Origin of the sequence: Acinetobacter sp. YH12027 (genome assembly GCF_013420085.1) — a bacterium.
GTDB classification, from domain to species: Bacteria; Pseudomonadota; Gammaproteobacteria; order Pseudomonadales; family Moraxellaceae; genus Acinetobacter; species Acinetobacter amyesii.
The window spans coordinates 38,012-61,556 of the sequence record NZ_VOYW01000019.1 but is presented as its reverse complement, the minus strand read 5'-3'; the positions used below and the strand labels follow the sequence as shown (position 1 = coordinate 61,556).

The following is a 23,545-nucleotide window of genomic DNA, read 5'->3' as shown; positions in this document are numbered from 1 at the left end:
TGAGGATCAGAAAGCTTGTTTGAATCGATGTATTTCATCCGCAGATTATGCACGAATGCTAAGAAATCCGGAGTGCAAATATTAACCAAAAAGAAGATCGTTTTTTGATTTATGAAAGAGATCTATTGTTGAATTAAATGGAGAAGAGTTAGGTGGAGGGCTAGGTAGTGGAACGAAAAGATCAGCAGTGATAACAGGAACTCAATATATTAAATGGGGAGAAGGTAATAGCTCTAAAAAGCATATTGCAACCAATGTCCCCACATTGACGAATGAAAATTTAAAAGATAAAAAATATTTAGCTGTACATATATATCCAGATGACAGTGTGGAAATTAATTTATCGAATGAATTACCTGATGCTACTGAGAAAGGTTTAGAGTGGAGAGCAAAAATTATTGATGAATTGAAGGTAAAAGAAGAAAAATAGCTGTATCAGTCATTAGTGGCATATAGATAAAAAAAAAAGCGCATGATGACATGCGCTTTTTAATTTTCAGCTAATTATTTTTCAACGAATGCACGTTCAATCACGTAGTCGCCTAGAACGCCCATCTTAGGAGATTCTTTCAGACCGTGCTGGTCAAGTAGTGCAGCAACGTCGTCTAGGAATGCAGGTGAACCGCAAAGCATTGCGCGGTCAGTTTCAGGGTTGAAACGTGGAAGCCCAATTTTTTCGAAAAGTTGTCCAGATTCAATGGCAGTTGTTACACGGCCTTGAGTATGGAATTCTTCACGAGTTACCGTAGGGTAGTAAACCAATTTTTCTTTCGCGCCTAATTCACCAAAGAATTCGTGGTTAGGAATTTCATCTAAGATTAAATCTTGATAAGCCAATTCCGAAATGAAACGTGTACCATGTACAACGATGATTTTTTCAAAACGTTCGTAAGTTTCAGGGTCACGAATTACAGAAAGGAACGGTGCAAGACCTGTACCTGAAGAAAGTAGGTATAAGTTTTTACCAGGGTTTAAGTCATCTAGAACCAACGTACCTGTAGGTTTTTTAGATACTAAAATTTCATCGCCAACTTTTACTTTTTGTAAAATAGACGTTAAAGGACCATCTGGAACTTTAATAGAGAAAAACTCTAATTCTTCTTCATAGTTTGCGCTTGCAATAGAATAAGCGCGCATTAAAGGCTTACCATTTACTTCAAGGCCGATCATCACAAATTGACCGTTTTTAAAACGTAACGCAGTATCGCGAGTGGTTTTAAAAGAGAATAAAGTGTCATTCCAATGGTGGACGTGAGTAATCTTTTCGACGTTAAAAGCAGCCATTAAAGGTCTCAATAAAATTATCAAATTAGAACAGCTTACTATTCTAATCTAAAATCATTCTCGATAAACTGAATATATTTAATTGAACTTATCAGAAAAAGTGATTATGTCTGAGCTTAAAATGCCAATTATCGGGTATATGAAATCTCCCTACCGAGAAAAATTTGGTATTCCACGTCAGCCGAATTTGGTGCAAGTCGAATCTTATATTGAAATGGTGGAACCTTATAACGATTTATTGGCTTTCGAAGGGATTGATGATTTTAGTCATCTTTGGCTGATTTGGCAGTTTCATGAAAATAAAAATGCAGATTCGACAAAATTTCGTCCGCAAGTTCGCCCACCACGTTTAGGTGGTAATCAAAAAATCGGGGTATTTGCGACACGAAGTATGTACCGACCGTCACCAATGGGCTTGTCGGTTGTGCAGCTCAAAGCGGTGAAAAAAATTGGTAAATCGGTTCGCGTCTATGTTGTCGGTAGCGATTTGTTGGATGGAACACCAATTTTAGATATCAAACCGTATATTCAATATTCAGATGCAGTGATGGATGCGCAAAGTGGTTATGCGCAGGATGAGCCAGAAAGAAAATCTGTGATTTGGTCAGAGCACGCTGAGCAACAAAAACAGGTATTTTTGAATAATGGCAATTTAACCGAACAATTAACAGCAGAACTGGAACAAGTATTGAGTTTAGATCCACGTCCTGCTTATCAGCATGATGTTGAACGTATATATGGCATGTTGTTTGGCGGTTGTAATGTGCGTTTTTGCGTAGACACTAATAAAATAGTCGTACACGAAATTCTAAGTAGTTAAAAAGATCAGGTTTTAAACCTGATCTTTTTTGAAATCGAATTACTTTAATTTAGAGTATTTATCAATTTCAGTACTAGCGATATTGTTAAATAGCGAGCATTCATTTTTGATTGCTTCTACATAGTTAGTTTCAACTTTTGCTTCCAGGCTATCCTTTCCATAATTTTGAATCGCCTCATCTAAGTCAGCTTGATAGTCTTTAATATCATTAGCCAATGTGTAAGTGGTCCCTGATTTATAGTATGAGCCATAACGATAATTTTGATTAAACTGCACATAAGCATCAAAATCATAATTTACAGGTTGATTTTTCGAAATATAAACTGGATAAGAAGCTATGTTTTGGATGGTATAACCGTCATCTAAATATTCAGTAGGATCAAAACCATTAATGTTGTCACCAAGGAGTTCAACATAATTTTTTGAACTTGATGATGTTTTCAGTCTTAAGCAAGTTGAACCTTGAGGAAAAGTTTTTCCTTTTAATTTTGAATAATAGAAACTAGGGAATGTGCCCAACTTCGTTGCTAACGTAGTATCTGCACCTGAAAGATAATTAAATGTGTCTACGTAATAGCCAATTTCTTTACCTGTTAAATTTACCACTTCGAAATTTTGAGTCAGTTTCAGACCATTGAAGTTTTGACTAGATGCTGGTGTGAAAATCCATTGGCTATCATTTTTAGAAATTAAATTGGCAAATTTATAACCATATTCGGTTTTGTTCAGCACTGGTGTATAAAGGCCTTCGTCTGTTAAATAATCAGAAATTATCCATTTCAAGTCATAATTTTCATTGTTATTGCTTAAATAATCAACATTGAAATAAATAGTATTATTTTGAATATTGAAATGTGTTTTTTCGAATAAATTGTCGCTTCCATCCCAATATGATGGTGAGTAGATTGACCATTTATTATTTTCGGAACTAGTTTCAGCTCCATTTCCTGATCCAGTTTCAGATGAAGTAGAACTATTGTCTGAAGAGCCGCCGCCGCAAGCGCTTAGAATTAAGGAACTAAAAATGGCTAGGCTTAAAATTTTAAATTTCATGTTACCCTCTTTAATAAATTATGAATTACGTCACTATTATTTGTGACTGTTGCATATAGTATAGAAAAACATAAAAAAGGGAATGTTAAAAATTAACTAATTAAAATTAATGATTTAAGTTAAATTTTTCTTAATAATTTAAGTAAAAAATATTGCGTTTTAATCAGCTGGTTTTGTTATAGTGAACCTATGTTTGGGGAACATAGAACAATGACTTTTAATTTTGAAATTGACACTTCTTGGTGTTTAGACCAATTACAAAAAGATGGACGTATTACTGAACGGGACAAAATACTGATTCAAACCACGCACCGTCAGCGTGAGCAGTTGAAATGGCATCCTCTACAATGGATTGCCAATTTTAATTTAGTCGATCAGAGTCATCCGCAGTCTACCTTAACATTGAATAGACTTTGCCAATGGTTGGCAGAAAAGTCTGGAGTACCGTTTTATATTATCGATCCTCTAAAAGCTGATGTGCCTGCTTTGACAGCCATTATGTCTCAGGAATTTGCAGTACGAAATCGCATTTTAGCGGTTGAATTACAAAATGAGCATGTGCTGATTGCAACGGATCAACCTTATAAAAATGAATGGATTGCCAATTTAGAGAGAACGGTATTACCACGCAAGATTCAGCGTGTATTACTCAGTCCAGATCAACTACAGCGATATTTGGTTGAATATTACCAAGTGAGTCGTGCGGTCAGTAATTCGCAAAAATCATCGAGTTATGACCGTGAAAATAAAGGCGTTGAAGCGCTATTACAATTAGGTGATACACAAAATCCAGATGCCAATGATCAGCATATTGTGAAGCTTGTGGATTGGGTCTTACAGTTTGCCTTCGAACAAGGTGCAAGTGATATTCACCTCGAGCCGCGTAAAGATACAGGAAAGGTGCGTTTTCGTATCGATGGGGTATTACATACCATCTACAACATGCCCGCAAATACCCTGACAGCCGTGGTCTCGCGAATTAAGATCTTAGGTCGGATGAATGTGGCTGAAAAACGTAAACCGCAAGATGGACGTTTAAAAACCCGTACACCCAAAGGCCAAGAAACAGAGCTACGTTTATCGACGCTGCCAACAGCCTTTGGTGAAAAGTTAGTCATGCGTATTTTTGACCCTGAAGTCTTGGTACGTAGTTTCCAACAGCTCGGTTTTGAAGGGCGTCTGTTGGATGATTGGAAAGCATTAACCAGTCATAGTCACGGTATTATTTTAGTGACCGGTCCGACGGGTTCGGGTAAAACCACCACGCTTTATTCATCGCTCAAGCAATTGGCAACTGAAGAAGTGAATGTCTGTACGATTGAAGACCCGATTGAGATGTTAGAGCCGAGCTTTAACCAAATGCAGGTGAATACAGGGATTGATTTAGGCTTTGCTGATGGTGTACGGGCTTTAATGCGTCAAGACCCTGACATTATCATGGTCGGGGAGATCCGAGATCATGATACGGCAAATATGGCGATCCAAGCTGCATTAACAGGTCATTTGGTGCTTTCAACTTTACATACCAATGATGCACCATCGAGTTTGACGCGATTACATGACCTAGGTATTCAGCCTTTTTTAACCGCAGCGACCATATTAGGGGTTTTGGCACAACGTCTAGTTCGTCAACTCTGTCCACATTGTAAGCGTGAGACTTTTATCAATGAACAAGAGTGGAAACATCTGACCTTTGAATATGCGATTCAAATGCCTGATTTTGTCTACGAGGCGGTGGGCTGTGATGAATGCCGTCAAACGGGTTATAAAGGCCGTGTGGGAATTTATGAATTTATGCCACTCAGTATTGAAACCAAGCAATTGATTGGTGCTAATGCAGATCTAACCCAACTACGTACACAGGCTCGTAAAGAGCATGTCGAGCCATTACGAATTGCCGGTGCGCGTAAAGTACTTGCAGGGGTAACCACTTTAGAAGAAGTCCTGCGTGTCGTGCCGCTCAACTAATGGTTCGATCAAAGTAAATAAAAACGTCTTTGCAGCTTAAGATTCGACTCATCTTGCTTTGCTTAAATAGCGCTATCGAAATAGACACAGTAAGAGAGACCGAAGATGAAAACATTCACTCAATTGGTATGTGGTTTAGCATTTGCAGGTGTGGCATCAGTGGCAGTTGCGAATACAGCAGTCAATCAGGCTGCAGTTGCACCGATGAAAACCACATCGGTGAAACATGCCTTAGGCTTAAAAGATGATAGTAAAGTTCAATTGAAAGGTTATGTTGTGAAATCGATGGGCGATGAAAAATATCAGTTCCGCGATAGCACAGGCAGCATTACAGTGGATATTGATGATGAACTTTGGCAAGGCAAAGCGATTTCAGCTAAAACACCGGTAACGCTCATTGGAGAAATCGACATTGATTACAAACCGACGAAACGCGTTGAAGTTGATGTCGATCAAGTAAAATTTTAATTTAGCCTGTTATTCATTTCAGTGCTGCTCCATAAAAAACCACGGCTTGCTGTGGTTTTTTTATGATATGAGTAGATATGAGCAAAAGTTCGATACACTGAAGTCGGAACCATAGAAATAGGGTAGGTAAGATGCGAATTTTATTGGCAGAAGATGATGCATCCCAAGCAGACAGTATAAAAACATGGCTTGAAATGGATGGCTATAGTGTCGATTGGGTTGATCGCGGCGATCACGCTATTTTGGCTTTAGAACAACATCAATATGATTGCATACTTTTAGATCGTGGCTTACCAAAAGTAACTGGTGATGAAATTTTAAAACGTATCGTACAGTTGCATCCGCTTACACCAGTTTTATTCATTACTGCTCGGGACAGTATTGCAGATCGTGTAGAAGGTTTAGATCTGGGTGCTCATGATTATTTGGTAAAACCCTTTAGCTTGGAAGAGTTGTCAGCAAGGGTACGTGCCCAATTACGCTTGCATCATCAACAGCGTGATAATTCTCTGACTTTCGGGGATTTAAGTTTAGATGTACAAGCCAAAACGCTGCGTAAAAATGCGGAATTGATTACGCTGACATCGCGTGAATATCAAATCTTGCATAAGATGATGTTAAATCCTGAGCATATTATGACGCGTAGCCAACTCGAAGAATCACTCTATGCTTGGGGGGATGAAGTTGAAAGTAATGCGATCGAAGTTTTTATTTACCAATTGCGTAAGAAGATTGGCAGTGATTACATCAAAACCTTAAGAGGTTTGGGTTATCGCATGAATCTTCCACAACAAAGTTAAGTCTATGAGTGATAAAAAAAGCATTTCCTTACAGTCGCAACTGATTAAAACCTCACTGCTCAGTGCAATTTGGGCGGGAGCAATCTCCCTGTGTCTGATGTTGGGATTTGGTCTTTATCACATCATGAGTGTACATGATGCCCTGATGGACGAAGTGGCTGACATGCTCACTGCTACTGATCTCACGCTGAAGCAAGACGAACAAATAGATGAGCTGAGTGAAGAGTTTGATATGCAATATCAACTCATGCAAGGGTCGCAAGTCTTAACCACATCGGAACAACACACAGCATTTGAACATCAGCCCAATTTAAAACAAGGGTTGCATTATCAATGGAGAGAAGGCGCGCTTTGGCGTAGCTATGCACTTCAGGACGATGGATTAAGCGTACAAATCATTCAACCGATGAAAACACGGCTCAGAGAAACGCTGCAAAGCGTACTAGGCTATGCAGGGATTCTGTTGATTGTCTGGTTGATCCAATGGCTATTACTGCATATTTTGATTAAACGTCAATTGAAAGTTTTACAGCTTTTTTCAAAACAAATCGCTGAAAAAAATGTAGATGACTTACAAGCCATTGTCTTACCTGAACCTGTATTACAAGAACTAGAGCCGATCCAAACACAGCTGAATTTTTTATTAAGTCGATTAGATCAAGCCTTAGAGGCGGAACAACGCTTTACATCCGATGCTTCACATGAATTACGCTCACCGCTGTCTGCGATTCAAATGCGACTTCAGGTATTAAAACGAAAATATCCCGACATTCAGCAGGATTTATTGAGCATACAGCACGATGTTAATCGAGGAACGCGCGTGTTGGAAAATCTACTGATTTTGGCACGGCTCGACCCGACGCAATCGGAGCAATTAGATAAAAAACAAGAAGACTTAGAACAGCTGAGTTTACAAGTCTTTGACGCTTTACAGCCTTTTATTGAAGAAAAACAGATCGAATTGAAGCTACAGACCCAGTCTGTACAGTTTGCTATGAACCCAGAGTTGATGTTTAGCTGTCTACGCAATTTAGTCGATAACGCAATTCGCTATAGTCCTGAGCAAGGACAGGTAAAGATTGATTTAACGGTAATAGCACAGCAGGCGGTTTGGACGATTGAAAATCAAGGTGCGGGACTGACAGTCGCAGAATTGCAACGCATTGGCGAGCGATTTTACCGTGTATTGGGAACGAAGACGCAAGGTTCAGGTTTAGGTATTTCAATTGCCCAAAAAATTGTACAGTTACATCAAGGCCATTTAAATGTGGATGCATCTGAACTGGGTGGCTTAAAGGTACAACTCACTTTTCCAATCCGTTAAAAACACGATTTGCTCTAAGGAATTTAGCGAAAGAGTGTTGTGAGAGGAAGATGAGTGTTGCGATTTAAATTAAGTTTGAGTAGCTATAAAACTTAATTTAACTAAGTACAAAACTTAAAAAAGCAGTAAGCGAATGGCTTACTGCTTGTGTCCACGATTATTTTTATTGCGCTGATAATTATTATTTTTATCAGAAATTATTTGGTCAAAATAAGGCGATTATTTCGTGTTAAACGTAGTCGATATTCTTCACCTGCATGCATAATGCGAATTTCACGTCCTAAAGCAAAAAGGTTGTTTGAATGTAGCATTGGCAGTGAGTGGTGTGCTTCATTGCTACGAGTAAAAAGGCTAAATGGTGCGTTCATTCCGTCGACTCCGTGGTGTATTTCTGAATGGTTTAAATGATAATCATTATCGAATAGGCCTGTCAACGGTAATTTTAGGATTTTATAAAAAAGATAAATTTGCTTACACTTAGATATCAATTGGAACAGAGTAGAGAGCAGGGAACTATGTCTAAACCGCAAATCGATGTCGCCATTGCGATTTTATTGCATCAAGACAAAGTACTGGTGGGTTGGCGTGAAGCAAAACAACATCAGGGCAATAAACATGAGTTTCCGGGCGGTAAAGTCGAGCAGGGTGAAAGTCCTGAACAGGCTTGTCGTCGTGAAATTTTTGAAGAGGTTGGAATTGGTTTACATGACTGGCATGCTTTTGATTTTATTCAACATGAATATGATGATGTCATTGTGAAATTACATTTATTTCATGCCACCGTCCCGCATGCGTTGCTGAATGAAATCCAAAAGCCATGGGCCTGGTATTCGCGTCAACAACTCATGAGTTTGAATTTTCCAAAGGCCAATCAAGCTATTTTGCAGCGTTTATATTGGCAGCAACAGATCAAAATCACCGCCGATTTACCAACACTTGAAACGCTTAAAGAGACGCTGTTGTATTATTGGCGAGTCGATGCCAGCGCAGAAAATGCAGAGGCATTAAATCAATTACCTACCGTGATTTTAAAACAACTGATAATTAATGAAGATCTATGGTCATTACTCTCTACAGAGGTGCAAGCACATATTTCGGCTTTACATCTTAAGCAGCACCAATTGCTGAAAAAAAATAAAGGTGATTTACAGCTTGGGAAGCGCTATATCGCAGCTTGTCATGATCAAGTTTCTGCGCTGCATGCGCAAAAAATTGGCTGTGAGGCTATTTTTATGAGCCCAGTTCTGGCGACACAAAGTCATCCAGAGGCGCAAGGTATGGGATGGGCGCATTTTTCTGAGATTGCACGAGGCATAGAAATCCCTGTTTTTGCTTTAGGTGGCATGCGTCCTGAATTATTGTCTATTTCACAGCAACATCATGCTTATGGGGTGGCAGGTATTCGCAGTTTTTAAATTAAAGTGTGTATTGAATTAAATTTGTATTTAAAGTCGATATTTTAGACTTAAAGTAACTATTGGAAATAAGCTTACTTTTAGTATGTTTTAAATAAAAAAGCCTGATCTCAATTAAGATCAAGCTTTTTTACGGGGTGCTTAAAGAGCTTTAATTGCTTGTTGTGCTTTTTGAATGGTGCTGCTTTTCTTTTGCATTTGACCGGCTTTTAAAACAACATTCCAAAGCTGTTGTTTCATCGGCTTGGTTTGAGCATAGCTTAATCCGCGCAGTGCCAACGATTCTGCATTCGCAGGCTGATTTTTTCGATTGGCGATCATTGCCAAATATAAAAAAGTTTCCGCAGATTGTGGTGCCAAACGCTGTGCTTGAGTTGCCGCACTTTCAGCTTCATTCCATTTTCCATTGGCATAAGCGGTTTGCGTAGTTTGCATCAATTTTTTGAATGCAGGTAAGTCGCGGCCATCATCAAACTTTTGAATTTGGGTTTTCTGTTCAGGAATAACGATACGTTGACGTTTAATTTCTGGATGGTCATATGGCGTAATAATGACCCCAGAAGAGTCATGGATATCTGCCTTTTTTTCAGGTGGAGCAGGCGGCTTTTGCTCAGGTTCGACTATGGTTTGGCAACCTGCCAAAATGATCGTCAAAACGCTCAGAATACTGAACGTTTTTAAAACTTTAATGTTTTGCAATTTAATTTGTATACTCTCCACTTGAGATGATGCGAGGTTGATCAGATGAACCCTGATCATTATCGACATCACTTTCACGAATGTAGTCACCTAAACTATCATTTTGTTCCTGAGTTGGCTGCGTCTCTTCAGTATCAACTGTGTAAGGTTCTACTTCATATTGTGTCGAACCACATGCCGTCGCTTGATTTGGAATAGAGTTGCGCGACAGAGGAATATACATCGCACCTGTACAATGCTGTGCAGATAAATTACCTGAATAACGGTCTAACCAATGCCACTGAACGCTGTCTGGTTGACGTAAATTAACTGGCTTTTGACGTAACTGCTTCATCACATTGGTCCAAACAGGAAGTGCTCCTGACGAACCAGTTAAGCCTGTAACTTTGTTGTTGTCTAAACCTAACCAAACCACACTTAAATAATTACCTGAATAACCTGCAAACCATGAGTCACGCGTATCATTGGTTGTCCCTGATTTACCTGCAAGTTTGAGTGAAGCTGGTAATGATGCATAAGCCGAACGGCCTGTCCCAGAACTCATCACTTGTTGTAAACCATAGTTCAAGATAAAGGCTGCATCAGGTGCAATAGTCGGTTGTACCGTTAAGCTATAACGATCTAATAAACGACCATTGGCATCGATCACTGAACGAATAGCTTTCACTGGATATTTGAAGCCGCCGGTTGCAAAGTTGCCATAGACACTCATCACTTCCATCGGTGACATATCGATAGCACCGAGGTAAATCGAAGGGTAGTTTGGAATATTAGACGTCACACCAAACTTTTTCAGATGGTTAATAAAAGTCGACATACCGAACTCTTGACCTAAGCGTACCGCAGAGAGGTTATAAGAGTTTGATAGGGCATCGACCATTGGTACAACACCATGTGCACCACCACTATAGTTTTTCGGTGTCCAAGCTTTGCCATCACTTTGAATGCTGATCGGACTGTCTTCGATTTGACTCGCCCAGTTATAGCGGTTGGATTCTATCGCACTGAGGTAAATCACAGGTTTTAGCAATGAACCAACTTGACGTTTAGCATCCATCGTACGGTTAAAGCCAGTAAAGTCCTGCGTTGAACCCACTGCTGAAACCAATTCACCATTTTCAGGATGAGACACCAGTACAGCGCCTTGTAATTCTTTCAAACGTGCTGGATTAGCATTACTTAAACGTGCCACAGATTCTTTAAATGCAGTTTGTACACGAGTTTGAGCAATCGGGTCCATCGCGGTGAAAATACGAAGACCTTGATTGGTCAAATCGCTTTCTTGGTATTCGGTACGCAGTTGACGACGCACGATATCCATATAGTCAGGGAAGCGAGAAGGGCCCAATGTTGGTTTAGTAATGACATTTAATGGACGCGCTGACTCAGTTTCATATTGTTCTTGAGTTAAATAGCCCATCACCACCATATTGTTTAACACAATATTACGGCGTTTAATCGCACTTTCAGGGTTTTTCCACGGATTATATAGGGTCGGACCTTGAACCAAACCGACTAAATACGCCTGCTGAGCAATATTTAGTTCACGTAGGGGTAAACCAAAATAGAATTGTGAGGCTAAACCATAACCATTGATGGAATAGTTACCGTTTTGCCCTAAGTTCACTTCGTTTAAATAAGCTTCAAGAATTTCATCTTTGTCATAGTGAAGTTCAATCAGCATCGCCATTAAGGCTTCATTGGCCTTACGCTTAATGGTTCTCTCAGGCGATAAATAGAAATTTTTCACCAATTGCTGAGTGAGGGTTGAACCACCTTGACGTTTACCACCTGTGACATTACTCACGATGGCACGTGCTGTACCACGAATGGAAATACCATGATGCTGATAGAAATTACGGTCTTCTGTAGCAATTAAGGCTTGGATTAAAGGCTTAGGGACTTTATCAAGTTTAATCAGTACACGGTCTTCATTATGTTGAGGATAAATACCACCAATTAGCATCGGCTCTAAACGGGCAATACCACTACTTGATGGCTTAGTCGCACTCACTTCAGTGATTTGATCTTCACCAAAAGTCACTTTAAGAACTTGTTCAGGGTCGACACTATCACCAAAGTCAAAACCACGCGTATGGATATAGGTCACATTGCCAGAAGTAACGTAACTCCCCGTTTTCGCATAGCTGTCTTGAGCGTTATAGCCCAAAAGTTTCAGTTCTTGGTTGAGGTCTGCTTGGCTTACAGGCGCATTGGTGTAAATTTCTAAAGGACGAGCAAATACCTTGGCTGGAATATCCCAACGTTGACCTTCGAATTTATCCCGTACAATATTATCTAGACGAATAAGATAAATGCTGAACACGAGAAATCCGCCGATAATCAACAGCGAAAAAATCAGTGCAATTATGCCTATGCCACGTTCAGACTTCATAAATAGTGATAAAACCCTGAGAAATTTTGCTAATCATGCGAAGCTTTTCAGTATTTTGCAATATTTAAACTGTTATATGTATGCAAAATATTGGAAGCTACTTCACTAAAGTCGAAACTTTAAAGTTTTTTTAAATCATTTCTGTTAGTGATATGATACCAATGAGGCGAAGCGGAGCAAAAGCGCAGGTGCAAATTTCACATAAATCATTTCGAAACATTGGGTTGATTGGTCGTCCAGACAAATCATCAGTGATCGAAACCCTATGTTTGATCCACGATCATATTTTGAGTTTGGGATTACATCCTGTATTTGATACGCAAACAGCGCAGCTGGTTCCCTACAATAATACTCAGACGGTCAGCCGTAATTTATTGGGTGAAGTTGTCGATTTGGTGATCGTTGTCGGCGGTGATGGTTCATTGCTTCATGCCGCACGTGCCTTGGTGAAATACAATACCCCTGTGATTGGGGTGAACCGTGGTCGTTTGGGCTTCCTGACCGATATCAAACCGACAGAAGTGATTTTCAAGTTAGATCAAGTGCTCAAAGGTGAGTTTCAGTTGGATCGACGTTTCTTGCTGGAAATGGAAATTCGCTCGAAAGGTGAGTCGATTTATGATGCCGTGGCTTTAAATGATATTGTGCTGCATTCAGGTAAATCGGTACATATGATCGACTTTGAACTGAATATCGATGGCCAATATGTGTACCGCCAACACAGTGACGGTTTAATTGTTTCCACGCCAACCGGCTCTACAGCTTATGCATTATCTGGCGGTGGGCCGATTGTCCACCCAAGTATGGATGCGATTGCCTTAGTGCCAATGCATCCACATACTTTGTCGTCACGGCCGATTGTCGTAGGCGGACAAAGCGAAATTAAAATTTTGATTCGTGAAAATCGTGTTCTACCAATGGTCAGTGCCGATGGTCAACACAGTGTATCATTGGGTGTAGGCGATAGTTTACATATCCGCAAACATCCATTTAAGCTCAACTTATTACATCCACCTGGTTATGACTTCTATATGGCATGTCGTACCAAGCTAGGCTGGAACCAAGATTTTGACTCATTAAAGCAGGATTAATTATGAATATTGAACAGATGCTTGCCGTACTCGATCCTGAAATTGTTGGTCGATTAAAAACGGCAATTGAAATTGGTAAATGGCCAAATGGCGTAGCGCTGACTCAAGAACAACGTCAAATTTGTATGCAAGCGGTGTATGCATGGGAAATTAAACATTTGCCAGAAGATGAGCGTAGCGGTTATATCGACCGTGGGACCAAAGAAGAAGATGAGCATTGCGACTCGCATGTGGAAGAACCTGAGTTCAAGCCGATTCGTTTCGTTTAATCCGTTTTCTTTCTGATTGAAAAAGCCAGCTTAATGCTGGCTTTTTTATTGGCTGATGCATGCCTAAATTTGTTGCTTCATATCTGCTTATTTAAGCGTGACGATTTGCCCACATGGTTTTGGCAGTTTGCATCGCTTCATCAAAACTTGCGACGGCACCCATGGTATACAGTGCGATTCCCATGGTTTCGGTGACCGCGATGTCACCATATTGATGTGTCTGGTGACCGTCCCAAACGGCTTTAAAGACGGCCAAATCGAGTTCTTCTTCGACGGGACTGCGGTTGTCCGTCAGTTTAGGCAATTCATGTTCATACATTTCACCATCCTTGATGCCACAAATTAAGGTTTTTGCATCGGGGTTACGTTCGAATTCACCACCTTCACCCTTAATGACAGCACTATTTTGATAACCCAATTGGAATGCCGCACGTTGATGTGATCCACGATAGGCTGGGTGGAAAATCGCTTGCATGGTGGCTTTGGCATTAAACGGATTTATTAGGCGGGCAAGGGTGTGAATTGGGGAACGCAAACCCATCACATTGCGCAGTGAAATTAGATCACTGAGTATTGGCGAAATGACGTCGAGCGGAATATAAGCAAAATGACGCTGATTGAGCTGCTGTTCCACATCTGTATCATTTTGGCAAATAGGAAAACCCAAATACTCTAATACTTGTTCTGTATAAAGGCGGTTAATGGTATGACCTGAAGCACCATGCATCACGACATTGTAGCCGTGTTTTGCCAGCGTTAATGCGGCCAATAAAAACCAAGGATAATGTTTGCGTTTACCTGCATAAGATGACCAATCTAAATCGACATCAAGCTTTTTAAACTTGAGCTGATCACGTGTGGCTTGGACAAAGCCTGTCAGTTCATCGACAGATTCTTCTTTTACACGCAATAACATCAAGAAAGCGCCCAATTGAACGTCTAAAACCTCATCTTTTAAGATCATGCTGAACGCTTGGTAGGCTTCATCATAAGTGAGAGAACGTGCGCCATTTTTACCTTTACCCACGATACGGACAAATTGCGCAAAAGGATGTTCAAAATCTTTGTAAATATTTCGTTTATTGTTCATGCAAATACTGGGCTTAAAATTAGGACTTAAGGATAGTTTACTTCTATAGTTGGTATTTTTCAGCCTGATAACAGGTTTAAAAAAGGATGTCTTTAGACTATCGTCTAATAAACTCGGTCTATTATTTAACCGAAATTAACATTTGTGGCAGAACAAGCCTTTAAAAAACAGGTAAAATTTAACCTACTTTAGTATGTGTTTCATCTCCTGATCAATGCGCTGATTTTATATCAGGTCCTGATGTGATTATTTAATCACCATACATATTTCGTTTTTCTGTATTTGGCTAAGTCAAATACCTTTGGTGCTCTTTTGTCGAAGACAAAGGGGTTTTGGGCTGTTTATTTTTTGAAAATAGACAAAAACTGAATATTTCTTTGAAGCAGAAATATATCGTGAAGTAATGTCATGGCTAAAAAACCAATTTATAAGTCACTATATTTTCAAGTGATCGTTGCCATTATTGCGGGTGTATTGGTGGGGCATTTCTCACCAAGTGGTACGCAAATCATCAATGGTACCGAGCAATACGTAAAAGGCTGGGGTGAATTGTTCTATCCACTAGGACAAGGTTTCATTAAGCTAATTAAAATGATTATTGCACCTGTGATCTTCTGTACCGTGGTGAGTGGTATTGCAGGTATGGAAAGCATGAAATCTGTGGGTAAAACAGGTGGTGTCGCTTTACTATACTTCGAAATTGTTTCGACCATCGCACTCATTATCGGTCTTGCAGTAATTAATATTGCAAAACCAGGTGTAGGCATGAACGTAGATCCAGCATCTTTAGATACTGCAGGTATTTCTAAATATGTTGAATCTGGTGCAGCACAATCTACCCAAGATTTCTTTATGAATATCATCCCAAACACCGTTGTTGGTGCGTTTGCTGAGGGTGAGATTCTTCAAGTTCTATTATTTGCCTTATTATTTGGTTTTGCATTGCATAAACTTGGTGATGCAGGTAAGCCTGTATTGAAGTTTATTGATCAAATTGCACATGTATTCTTTAACATTGTAAACATGATCATGAAGCTTGCGCCAATTGGTGCCTTCGGTGCGATGGCTTATACCATTGGTAAATATGGTATCGGTAGTTTGGCGCAATTGGGTCAGTTGATCATCTGCTTCTATATTACCTGTTTGCTGTTTATTTTCCTTGTACTTGGCTCAATTGCACGTATTTGCGGTTTCAGTATCCTCAAAATGATTCGTATGATTCGCGAAGAACTCTTGATCGTACTAGGTACGTCATCTTCAGAATCTGTACTGCCACGTATGTTGAAAAAACTCGAACTTGCAGGTGCAGAAAAATCTGTAGTGGGTCTGGTTATTCCAACAGGCTATTCATTTAACCTAGATGGTACGTCTATTTACCTGACCATGGCAGCAATCTTTATTGCACAAGCGACCAATACACCGCTTGATATTTCGCATCAGATCACTTTGTTATTGGTTCTACTGATTTCATCTAAGGGTGCTGCGGGTGTGACGGGTTCAGGCTTTATTGTCATGGCTGCAACATTGTCTGCTGTGGGGCATATTCCTGTTGCTGGTTTGGCATTGATTCTTGGTATTGACCGTTTCATGTCAGAAGCACGTGCATTAACCAACCTTGTCGGTAACTCATTGGCAACGATTGTGGTTGCGAAATGGGTGGGTCAATTAGACAAAGAAAAACTGGATTTTGCTTTAGCAAATCCTGAAGAAATTGACCGTCAGATGCAAGAAGAAGGCAATGCACATCATGCCTAAGGCAGATGCTGTGATGTAAAAGATGTAATTAAAAAAGGAAGCTTCGGCTTCCTTTTTTTAATGCAGGACTAAAGCCAAATTTGAACGCTTTAGTTTTTAGGCATGACGGCTGTTCTAAACTGCAATAGGATGGAGTTCAACAAAACAACAAACTTACACCAAGGAAGAAACACATGCTGGCTTATGATGCAGACTTAGAATTATTTCGAGATAACTTTCGCCGTTTTATGGCAGAGCATATCGCACCACATTATGAGCAATGGGAACGTGAAGGCATTATGCCGCGTTCAGTATGGAATACTTTGGGTGAAAATGGCTTTTTATGTGTCGATGTGCCTGAAGAATATGGCGGCTATGGCGTCCCAACGCATTATTCACTGATGCTAGTTGAAGAGTCTGCACGCGCAGGTTTTAGTGCATTATCGACAGGTATTTCATGCCATTCTGAAATTGCAGCGCCTTATATTTTGCACATTGGTTCAGAAGAACAAAAACAATATTGGTTACCGAAAATGGTCACAGGTGAGGTCGTCGGTGCTATTGGTATGACAGAGCCGGGAGCAGGTTCGGACTTGCAGTCTATGCGCAGTAGTGCAATTTTGCAGGGCGATTATTATCTACTCAATGGCTCGAAAACTTTTATTTCAAATGGTCAACATGCAGACCTTGTGGTATTGGCTGCAAAAACTGATCCACAAGCACGTGCCAAAGGTGTATCATTACTTTTAGTCGATACACATTTGGATGGATTTAAGAAAGGTACCAACCTCGACAAAATTGGTCTGCATGCGCAAGACACTTCAGAGTTGTTTTATGACAACGTCAAAGTGCCAAAAGAGCAACTTTTGGGTCAAGCTGGACAAGGCTTTGCTTACTTGATGCAAGAGTTACCGCGTGAACGTACCGCAATTGCCTCGACTGCAATTGGTGCGATTCGTGGTTCCATTGATGTGGCAACGCAGTATGTTAAAGAGCGACAAGCGTTCGGACAGGCGATCGGACAGTTCCAAAATACTCGTTTTGTCTTGGCACAGGCTAAGATTGACGAATTGGCTACAGCGGCATTTTATAATCAAAATGTTGAACTTTATATGCAAGGCAAACTTGATGTTGAAACTGCAGCAGCCCTCAAGAGCTTCTCTACCGATATGCAAATGAAAGTGGCCCATAATCTACTTCAATTATTTGGTGGCTATGGTTATATGACCGAATATCCAATTTCACGTTTCTTTGTCGATGCACGTATTCAGCAAATCTACGGTGGCACCAATGAAATTATGAAAGAAATCGTGGCACGAAGTATTTTAGGTCGATAAACAAATTATCAGGCTGACATTAAAAATAGCGAAGTGAAGACTTCGCTTTTTTTTGACAATGTATTTTTATAGAGACGATGTATTTCTACAGATTTGCGTGTTTGAATTAGATTATGCGGTTGAGTGTAAGTGAATATATTGAGACCTAAGATAATGACGGTTGCCCCAAAACTTGCAGACAGACTTCGATAAATTCAGGTATATCTAAAGTGCTGCGAGACGATATATACAGGTTATTATCATTCACGACCGATTGATCCGACACCACCACACCTGCGTTTAGTAAAGCAGATTTCAGCGTTTCAGATTGGGCGAAATGGCGACCTTGTATAACACCAGCTTCTAATAACAACTGTGGACCATGGCAACTGCTCAAGATCGGCTTTTGGCTATCTGCAAAATTACGTACAAAATAGATAAAACGGTCATCTAAAGAGAGTTTCTCTGGGGAATAACCGCCGGGAATAAACAAGGCATCAAAATCATGCACAGAGGCGTCATCGATACTCTGATCAATGGTGATCTGGGAGCGTCGTTTAATGCCGTGAACGATTTTTCCAACCTGATCTTCGATATTGATAATGCTGTGCCGAGCGGCTCGAAATGCCTCTACAGGCTCAAGATACTCAATATCTTCAAAATCGTAGGTCACTAACACTGCAATTTTCTTGTGCATACTTGTACCTATGGGTCTGTTATTTTTTTTCTGATATTTAGACTACAAAGCAATGATAAAAATTACCTGTGTCTTTTGTAATAAATGCGTCAATGACTGTAAACACTAGATGAAAGTGCCTATTAAGTCACTGAAAAAACGATCAATGACCAAGTGTTTATATAGATCATCTTTAAGTTTTAAATTATTTCTATGCCATGAAAGCCAAGTTTTGAAATTTTTATTTTGCTTCAAGTATTGAGAGCAAAATTTAAAAATGAAATGACCAATGAAACAAATTGATTGATGGGCTTATACAAGGGGATGGATCTGATGCAAATTTGGAGGAAAAGAGAAGGTCTATTTATTGTGCTGCTCAAGATGAATGATCAATAAAGCCGTCAAAAGGTAAGATTTGCCTTAATTATGGCTTTACCTATCAGTTTGGCTGTTTTGGCTCTTAAGTTAAGCTGATGAAGCTTTAATCAACTGTCTGTTTTTAAGGCTGAAACCATCAAAGTCGTATTGCGCAACATTTGAAAGCTAACTATTGTTATACTGTTTGCAAAATTTTTTTGAAGGGCGACATAACAATGATCAACGATGATCAAAACACTCCGACTTCTCTGGACTTAGCTCAAATTCGTGAAGATATCGACTCTGTTGATATGCAGATTCAACAACTTATCAATCGTCGTGCGAAACTAGCTGAGGCAGTTGCAAAAGCAAAATTTGCTGCTGAAGAGAATCCACTGTTTTATCGTCCTGAACGTGAAGCACAAGTTTTACGTAAAGTTATGGATCGTAACGAAGGCCCATTGTCTGATGTGACAATGGCACGTTTATTCCGTGAGATCATGTCGGCTTGTTTAGCTCTTGAAGCACCGCAAAGTATTGCGTTCTTAGGTCCAGTTGGGACATATACACATTCGGCGGTGTTGAAACACTTTGGTCAAGACGCTGTTGTTCGCCCTCTTCCAACGATTGATGAAGTATTCCGCGAAGTAGAAGCAGGCAGTGCGCACTATGGTCTTGTGCCTGTAGAGAACTCATCTGAAGGTGTAGTGAACCACACCCTAGATTGCTTCAAATCTTCACATCTGAATGTTATTGGTGAAGTGGAGCTGCGTATTCATCACCAGTTCCTAGTGTCTGAAAACACACGTAAAGACAGCATTAAACAAATTTATGCTCATCAACAAACTTTGGCGCAATGCCGTGGTTGGTTAGATGCTCATTATCCAGGTGTAGAACGTGTTGCACTCAGTTCAAATGCAGAAGCTGCACGCCGTATTCGCAATGAATGGCACTCAGCAGCAATTGCTTCTGAAGTCGCTGCGAACATTTACAACCTTGAAATTTTGCATAGCAATATTGAAGACAATCCTGAAAATACTACTCGTTTCTTGGTGATTGGTCGTGAGAAAGTACCGCAATCGGGCAATGATAAAACTTCATTGTTGATTTCTGCGCATGACCGTGCAGGGGCGTTGCTTGAAATTCTTGCACCATTTGCAAAACACAATATCAGTTTGACCAGTATTGAAACACGTCCTGCCTTGCCTGAAAAATGGGCCTATGTCTTCTTTGTTGACCTTGAAGGCCATGTAGAACAAGACAATGTCAAAGCAGCGATTGAAGAAATTCGTCCATTGGTTAAAGAAATTCGTGTATTGGGTTCATATCCGATTGCTGTTCTTTAAGATCACAACTGTGATCAATTCCATCAGGAGTTGATCACCTTCATCATTTGAAAAAACTGGAAGTGTAAAATGACGTTTGTCCCAGCCAATGAAGGCATTGCAAAGCTAAAGCCTTACCAACCAGGTAAACCAATTAGTGAACTTGAGCGTGAGTTGGGTATTACAGATATCGTAAAACTCGCATCAAATGAAAACCCATTGGGTTGTTCTGACAAAGTGAAAGAAGCGGTTGCTGCTGAACTTGCAGAAATTGGTCGATATCCGGATGGTGGCGGTTTTATTTTGAAAGACCAAGTTGAAAAACAATTTGGTATTGCACATGACCGTATTACATTGGGTAATGGTTCAAACGATCTTCTAGAAATTTTTGCTCGTGCTTTTGTCTCAGAGCAAGACTCTGTGGTGTATAGCCAACACGCATTTGCTGTGTATGGTCTGGTGACACAAGCGATTAATGCTGAAGCGATTGAAGTTCCTGCAAAATGTTTTTCACATGACCTAGATGCAATGGCTGCGGCAATCAAAGACAATACTAAATTGATTTTTATTGCGAACCCAAATAATCCAACAGGCACATGGTTTGAAGAAGCTGAATTTGAAGCGTTCATGCAAAAAGTACCTGCAAATGTGATCGTGGTTTTAGATGAAGCCTATGTGGAATATTTTCCAGAAAACTTCAATAGCTTGAAATTCTTAGATCAATACGCAAACTTAATCGTTAGCCGTACCATGTCAAAATGCTATGGCTTGGCTGCGCTACGTGTTGGTTTTGCTTTGGCTTCAGTTGAAGTGACGGATTTCCTTAATCGTATTCGTCAACCATTTAACGTAAACCATCTTGCGATGGTGGCTGCTGTTGCGGCACTCAAAGATGAAGCGTTTATTGAAAAATCACGTGTAGTCAATAAAGCGGGTATGGCGCAACTTGAGTCTGGTTTTAATGCTCTAGGTTTAGCGTATGTGCCTTCACGTGCGAACTTCATTTTAGTAAATGTAAAAGCAGATCCTGCACAGACTTTCAATGCTTTATTAAAAGAAGGTGTGATTGTTCGTCCAGTTGGTATCCCTGAGCATTTACGTGTATCAATTGGGACTGAAGCTGAAAATGCTAAATTCTTAGCTGCCTTGGCTAAAGTTTTGGGCTTAGAGGCTAAAGCTTAAGTCATGTCTGTGCCACTATTTGAAAAAGTTGCTTTTATTGGGCTTGGGCTGATTGGCTCAAGCCTAGCTCGCGTCATGATTGCTGAAGGTTTGGCTAAGGAAATTGTGGCGTCTACGCGTTCACAAAAAACTTTAGAAGATGCAAAAGCTTTAGGACTTATTCAGCAGGGTTATAGCGATCCTGCCGAAGCGGTCAAAGGTGCAGATCTCGTTGTCTTGGCTTTGCCTGTACGTGCGACACAAAAAGTCCTTGAGGCGATCAAACCTTATCTAACCGAACAGACGATTATTACCGATGTTGGAAGTACTAAAGGCAATGTCGTTGATGCAGCGAAAGCGGTCTATGGTGAGCAATTACCTGCTGGTTTTGTACCGGGGCATCCGATTGCGGGGGCTGAACTGACAGGTGTGCATGCTGGTAAAGTGGATTTATTTGCCAATCACAAAGTGATTTTGACACCTTTACCTAGCAGTGCAGATTGGGCTGTAGAGAAACTGATTCAATTGTGGCAAGCTGCCAAAGCGGAAGTGATTTGCATGGATGTGGAAAAACACGATGAAGTGTTGGCCCATACCAGTCATCTTCCGCATTTGATGGCATTTAACTTGGTTGAGCAACTTGCGAACCGAGAAGATAATCTAGATATTTTCCGTTATGCCGCTGGCGGTTTTCGTGATTTCTCACGCATTGCTGCAAGCGACCCACATATGTGGCATGACATCTTTTTTGCCAATAAAAAGGCAATTTTAAATGCGGTAGATGGCTTTGAAAAACAATTGGCTATTCTTCGTAAACTGATTGAAGATGAAAACTCACAAGCGTTGATGGGACTGTTGGGGCATGCACAAGCGGCACGTCAACATTTCAATCACATGCTCGCAAAGAAACCACTGATGGAGAAAAATAAAGTGACGACACAGCAATTCAAAATTTTACCGGGTCCAAAGCAATTCCAAGGTAAATTTACTGTGCCAGGTGATAAATCTGTGTCACATCGCTCTATCATGTTTGGTGCTATTGCAGAAGGCACAACGCATGTCACGGGTTTCCTTGAAGGTGAAGATGCCTTGGCAACCCTCCAAGCATTCCGTGATATGGGAGTGAGTATTGAAGGCCCTAAAAATGGCGAAGTCACCATTCATGGTGTAGGCATGCATGGTTTAAAAGCACCTGCAGGCGCTTTGTATATGGGTAACTCAGGCACTTCAATGCGTTTGCTTTCAGGCATGTTGTCGGCACAGAAGTTTGATTCGGTGATGACGGGTGATGCGTCATTATCAAAACGTCCAATGGAACGTATTGCCAAACCATTACGTGAAATGGGTGCGCAAATTCAAACTACAGGTGAGCGTGGTACGCCGCCCGTGTCTATTTCCGGAAGTCAAAACCTGAAAGGTATTCATTACGACTTACCAATGGCATCTGCACAAGTAAAATCCGGTATTTTGTTGGCTGGTCTTTGGGCGGAAGGTGAAACTGTTGTCACTGAGCCGGAACCAACACGTGACCATTCAGAGCGTATGCTTCGTGCATTTGGTTATGACGTGAAAACAGAAGGCAACCGCATTTCACTTCAAGGTGGCGGCAAGTTAGTCGGTACAGACATTCAAGTACCCTCTGACATTTCATCTGCAGCATTCTTTATGGTGGGTGCAGCGATTACTGAAGGTTCAGATGTCACACTCGAAGCGGTTGGCATTAATCCAACACGTACAGGTGTGATCGAAATTTTAAAACAGATGGGTGCTGACCTGACTGTTGAAAATGAGCGTATCGCTGGTGGTGAGCCGATTGCAGATATTCGTATTCGTGGTTCACGTACACTCAAAGGCATTCATATGCCAGAAGATCAAGTGCCATTAGCGATTGATGAATTCCCAGCGTTATTTATTGCTGCTGCATGTGCAGAGGGTCAAACCATTTTGACTGGTGCAGCTGAACTTCGAGTGAAAGAGTCGGATCGTATTCAAGTGATGGCAGATGGCCTAAAAATTATGGGTATCGATTGTACGCCAACCGAGGACGGCATTATCATTGAAGGTCAAGGCAAAGCGGGTGAGTGGGGTGCAATCTTCACAGGTGGTCAAATCGAATCACATCATGACCACCGTATTGCAATGAGCTTCTCAATGGCAGGTTTACGTACTTCGGGTGAAATTAATATCGTGGGTACAGAAACTGTTGCGACCAGCTTCCCGACATTTACAGAGCTAGCGACTCAAGCCGGTTTAACGATTGTGGTAAGTGAATAAATAATTCACTAAATTTGTATATTTAT

At 40.5% G+C, this 23,545-nt stretch carries 21 protein-coding genes; 14 read left to right on the top strand and 7 right to left on the bottom strand.

Going from position 1 to position 23,545, the window contains the following annotated elements; translation table 11 throughout:
- Positions 1-187 precede the first annotated feature (187 nt).
- The gene (locus FTT94_RS08885; protein ID WP_180170626.1) at positions 188-430 is read left to right on the top strand and encodes a hypothetical protein; all 243 of its coding nucleotides are present in this window, start codon (positions 188-190) and stop codon (positions 428-430) included.
- 74 nt (positions 431-504) lie between these two features.
- Here the strand turns inward: FTT94_RS08885 and FTT94_RS08880 are convergent, their stop codons facing one another.
- Positions 505-1,284: a ferredoxin--NADP reductase gene (locus FTT94_RS08880; protein ID WP_078189109.1), complete on the bottom strand. Its 780-nt coding sequence runs from the start codon at positions 1,282-1,284 to the stop codon at positions 505-507.
- A gap of 106 nt (positions 1,285-1,390) precedes the next feature.
- Here FTT94_RS08880 and tsaA point away from each other — a divergent pair, with 106 nt between their 5' ends.
- Positions 1,391-2,104: a tRNA (N6-threonylcarbamoyladenosine(37)-N6)-methyltransferase TrmO gene (gene tsaA, locus FTT94_RS08875; RefSeq protein WP_180074080.1), complete on the top strand. Its 714-nt coding sequence runs from the start codon at positions 1,391-1,393 to the stop codon at positions 2,102-2,104.
- 39 nt (positions 2,105-2,143) lie between these two features.
- Here the strand turns inward: tsaA and FTT94_RS08870 are convergent, their stop codons facing one another.
- Positions 2,144-3,157, bottom strand: a complete 1,014-nt coding sequence (locus FTT94_RS08870) for a hypothetical protein (RefSeq protein ID WP_180170625.1) — start codon at positions 3,155-3,157, stop codon at positions 2,144-2,146.
- A 210-nt stretch (positions 3,158-3,367) separates the two neighbouring features.
- On the opposite strand from FTT94_RS08870, the gene FTT94_RS08865 reads away from it, so the two are divergent.
- The 4 genes from FTT94_RS08865 to FTT94_RS08850 all read left to right on the top strand — a co-directional run bounded on the left by FTT94_RS08865 (position 3,368) and on the right by FTT94_RS08850 (position 7,717).
- A complete protein-coding gene (locus FTT94_RS08865; protein ID WP_180027311.1) occupies positions 3,368-5,125 on the top strand; it encodes a GspE/PulE family protein in 1,758 nt (585 codons plus the stop codon).
- A gap of 105 nt (positions 5,126-5,230) precedes the next feature.
- Entirely contained in the window at positions 5,231-5,593 is a 363-nt protein-coding gene (locus tag FTT94_RS08860) for a NirD/YgiW/YdeI family stress tolerance protein (protein WP_180170624.1), read from the top strand.
- Positions 5,594-5,724: 131 nt separating this feature from the next.
- The gene (locus FTT94_RS08855; RefSeq protein WP_180009491.1) at positions 5,725-6,393 is read left to right on the top strand and encodes a response regulator transcription factor; all 669 of its coding nucleotides are present in this window, start codon (positions 5,725-5,727) and stop codon (positions 6,391-6,393) included.
- 4 nt (positions 6,394-6,397) lie between these two features.
- The gene (locus FTT94_RS08850; RefSeq protein WP_180170623.1) at positions 6,398-7,717 is read left to right on the top strand and encodes a HAMP domain-containing sensor histidine kinase; all 1,320 of its coding nucleotides are present in this window, start codon (positions 6,398-6,400) and stop codon (positions 7,715-7,717) included.
- A 197-nt stretch (positions 7,718-7,914) separates the two neighbouring features.
- Here FTT94_RS08850 and hemP read toward each other — a convergent pair whose 3' ends face one another.
- On the bottom strand, positions 7,915-8,085 hold the full coding sequence (hemP, locus tag FTT94_RS08845) for a hemin uptake protein HemP (protein ID WP_078189103.1): 171 nt from the start codon (positions 8,083-8,085) through the stop codon (positions 7,915-7,917).
- Between the two features lie 147 nt (positions 8,086-8,232).
- Here hemP and FTT94_RS08840 point away from each other — a divergent pair, with 147 nt between their 5' ends.
- The gene (locus FTT94_RS08840; protein WP_180009489.1) at positions 8,233-9,132 is read left to right on the top strand and encodes an NUDIX domain-containing protein; all 900 of its coding nucleotides are present in this window, start codon (positions 8,233-8,235) and stop codon (positions 9,130-9,132) included.
- Positions 9,133-9,273: 141 nt separating this feature from the next.
- Here the strand turns inward: FTT94_RS08840 and FTT94_RS08835 are convergent, their stop codons facing one another.
- On the bottom strand, positions 9,274-9,795 hold the full coding sequence (locus tag FTT94_RS08835; RefSeq protein WP_257224301.1) for a tetratricopeptide repeat protein: 522 nt from the start codon (positions 9,793-9,795) through the stop codon (positions 9,274-9,276).
- Positions 9,796-9,832: 37 nt separating this feature from the next.
- The gene (mrcB, locus tag FTT94_RS08830; RefSeq protein ID WP_180170622.1) at positions 9,833-12,226 is read right to left on the bottom strand and encodes a penicillin-binding protein 1B; all 2,394 of its coding nucleotides are present in this window, start codon (positions 12,224-12,226) and stop codon (positions 9,833-9,835) included.
- 152 nt (positions 12,227-12,378) lie between these two features.
- On the opposite strand from mrcB, the gene FTT94_RS08825 reads away from it, so the two are divergent.
- Both FTT94_RS08825 and FTT94_RS08820 read left to right on the top strand, forming a co-directional pair.
- Positions 12,379-13,317 carry an NAD(+) kinase gene (locus FTT94_RS08825; protein ID WP_078189100.1) on the top strand — a complete coding sequence of 313 codons (939 nt, stop codon included), beginning with the start codon at positions 12,379-12,381 and terminating at the stop codon, positions 13,315-13,317.
- Positions 13,318-13,319: 2 nt separating this feature from the next.
- Entirely contained in the window at positions 13,320-13,586 is a 267-nt protein-coding gene (locus FTT94_RS08820) for a YeaC family protein (RefSeq protein ID WP_078189099.1), read from the top strand.
- Between the two features lie 91 nt (positions 13,587-13,677).
- On the opposite strand, the gene FTT94_RS08815 is transcribed toward FTT94_RS08820, so the two are convergent.
- Positions 13,678-14,676, bottom strand: a complete 999-nt coding sequence (locus FTT94_RS08815; protein ID WP_180118049.1) for a glycosyl transferase family protein — start codon at positions 14,674-14,676, stop codon at positions 13,678-13,680.
- A 408-nt stretch (positions 14,677-15,084) separates the two neighbouring features.
- Here FTT94_RS08815 and FTT94_RS08810 point away from each other — a divergent pair, with 408 nt between their 5' ends.
- Together FTT94_RS08810 and FTT94_RS08805 are read left to right on the top strand one after the other, a co-directional pair.
- Positions 15,085-16,431, top strand: a complete 1,347-nt coding sequence (locus tag FTT94_RS08810) for a dicarboxylate/amino acid:cation symporter (RefSeq protein ID WP_168379336.1) — start codon at positions 15,085-15,087, stop codon at positions 16,429-16,431.
- Positions 16,432-16,604: 173 nt separating this feature from the next.
- Positions 16,605-17,747, top strand: coding sequence for an acyl-CoA dehydrogenase family protein (locus tag FTT94_RS08805; protein ID WP_180170621.1), 1,143 nt, complete (start codon positions 16,605-16,607; stop codon positions 17,745-17,747).
- A gap of 145 nt (positions 17,748-17,892) precedes the next feature.
- Here FTT94_RS08805 and FTT94_RS08800 read toward each other — a convergent pair whose 3' ends face one another.
- On the bottom strand, positions 17,893-18,423 hold the full coding sequence (locus FTT94_RS08800) for a DJ-1/PfpI family protein (RefSeq protein ID WP_180170620.1): 531 nt from the start codon (positions 18,421-18,423) through the stop codon (positions 17,893-17,895).
- A 572-nt stretch (positions 18,424-18,995) separates the two neighbouring features.
- On the opposite strand from FTT94_RS08800, the gene pheA reads away from it, so the two are divergent.
- The 3 genes from pheA (at position 18,996) to FTT94_RS08785 (ending at position 23,519) form a co-directional block, all read left to right on the top strand.
- A complete protein-coding gene (gene pheA / locus FTT94_RS08795) occupies positions 18,996-20,105 on the top strand; it encodes a prephenate dehydratase (protein ID WP_180077541.1) in 1,110 nt (369 codons plus the stop codon).
- A 69-nt stretch (positions 20,106-20,174) separates the two neighbouring features.
- Complete coding sequence (hisC, locus tag FTT94_RS08790; protein ID WP_180170619.1) at positions 20,175-21,266, top strand: histidinol-phosphate transaminase; 1,092 nt, start codon at positions 20,175-20,177, stop codon at positions 21,264-21,266.
- A 3-nt stretch (positions 21,267-21,269) separates the two neighbouring features.
- The gene (locus FTT94_RS08785; RefSeq protein ID WP_180170618.1) at positions 21,270-23,519 is read left to right on the top strand and encodes a bifunctional prephenate dehydrogenase/3-phosphoshikimate 1-carboxyvinyltransferase; all 2,250 of its coding nucleotides are present in this window, start codon (positions 21,270-21,272) and stop codon (positions 23,517-23,519) included.
- Positions 23,520-23,545: the final 26 nt, after the last annotated feature.